The organism is Pseudoflavonifractor sp. An85 (genome assembly GCF_002161235.1).
In the GTDB taxonomy this organism is placed as follows: domain Bacteria; phylum Bacillota; class Clostridia; order Oscillospirales; family Oscillospiraceae; genus Enterenecus.
Map to the genome: position 1 here is coordinate 1 of NZ_NFHE01000088.1, position 1,578 is coordinate 1,578.

Annotated in this window: 1 protein-coding gene; it reads right to left on the reverse strand. The window is 51.1% G+C overall.

Annotation, left to right across the window (positions count from 1 at the left end):
• Positions 1–29 precede the first annotated feature (29 nt).
• Positions 30–1,490: an IS1182 family transposase gene (locus tag B5G37_RS14415; RefSeq protein WP_242962906.1), complete on the reverse strand. Its 1,461-nt coding sequence runs from the start codon at positions 1,488–1,490 to the stop codon at positions 30–32.
• Positions 1,491–1,578 lie beyond the last annotated feature (88 nt).

Genomic DNA, 1,578 nt, shown 5'->3' on the forward strand with positions numbered 1-1,578 from the left:
TCAGCCTGTAGAAAAACCTGCTCCGGCAATTAAGCCAGAGCAGGTTTTTTGCTTGGAAACGAAAGCGGAAACGGAAAAAGCATCAAAACAGCAGCTACACTTTTCCCCCATCCTGTTTGTTTTCCGCCATCCGGCGCCGGATGGCGGCCATTCCATTTCCAAATGGCCAGTTTTTTCAGATTCATGGCAGCAAATTTAAGCTTCACCCAGTTTGTCACCTGGGCCAAGCCTCTGTACTGCGTGTAACGCATCCCGTGTTTTTCCTTCGCATCGGCAAACACACGCTCAATCTTCTCTTTTCGCAGCCGGTACAGTTCTTTGTACACCGCCATATGCCGCACGTGCTCTGCCATCTCCACATAGTCCTGCCAGACATGGCGCAAGACTGTTTTCTCGCACTTGGCGTTCTCGGTGCACATCCCTCTGGTGGGACAGCTCTTGCAAAGATAGCCTCGGCTTTTGTATTCCCGGTAGCCCTCCCGGTTTGTGGTGGAATAATGCAGCGCACGGTATTCCGGACAGATCACATCGTCAAAGTATTCGTCATACACATAGGCCCACCAGGGGTGGCCGTTTCCTTTGGTCTTGGGGCGGGTATAGCAGGTGGAAAGAACGCGGCCGCTGTCGAAGATTCTCTTGCAGATCCAGGGGGTTTTGTAGGCGCTGTCCGCCACCACGGTTTTGTGCTCAGGGTAATACTGGCATACTTCATCGTACAGAGGATCAAAGGCTACACTGTCGTGGATATTGCCGGGAGTGACGTGAACACCAACAACAAAATTGTGCTTGTCACATGCTGTGTGCGCTTCGTAGGCAAAGCACTTTTTGTGCTCCCCCTTGTGGAATACACCGCTTTCCGGGTCGGTGGTGGACACCACCGTTTCCTTCTCCTCCGGCGGCTTTTTGTCGCTGTCATCGGAAAAGGGCTTTTTCCCGTGTTCCTCCCGGTCCTTGTTCACTTCATCGAACAGCTCTTTTGCGTACCGCTTTGCCTGCTTGGGGACCGCCTTTTTGGCCTGCTTTTTCAGATTAGCACTTGCCTTAATGTGGGTTCCGTCCACAAAAATCGCTTCTGTGTCCAGATATCCTTCCTCTGCGGCTGCTTTTAACACCCAGCGGAACACATATTCCACCGTGGCGTGGTTGAATCGGTGCTTGAAGTTGTAGCTCACTGTGGAGAAGTGCGGTACCGCTTCATTCAGCGGATATCCAATGAACCACCGGTATGCCAAATTCATGCTCACTTCCTCCAGGGTTCGGCGTAGGGAAGAAATTCCATAGATATGCTGGATCAACACGATCTTGAACAGCACCACCGGGTCAACGCTGGGCCGGCCGTTGTCCTCGCAATACAGATCCTCCACAAATTCGTAGATTTTCTTGAAGTCGATGGCGTCGTCGATTTTCCGCAGCAAGTGATCCTGCGGGACCATGTTCTCCAAACTTACAAATTCCAGCTGCTCTCGATTTTCTGCGTTCTTTACCAGCATTTTTATCACCCTACACCATTATACCGCATTTTCTCTCTCAATACGAGAAAAAGGCCACCAAAAGGTGACCTTTTTCGACAGGCTGAAA

Bases quoted from the DNA above. Each gene is read 5' to 3' on its own strand.
- B5G37_RS14415 (WP_242962906.1), bottom strand. From the start codon at position 1,490: ATGCTGGTAAAGAACGCAGAAAATCGAGAGCAGCTGGAATTTGTAAGT.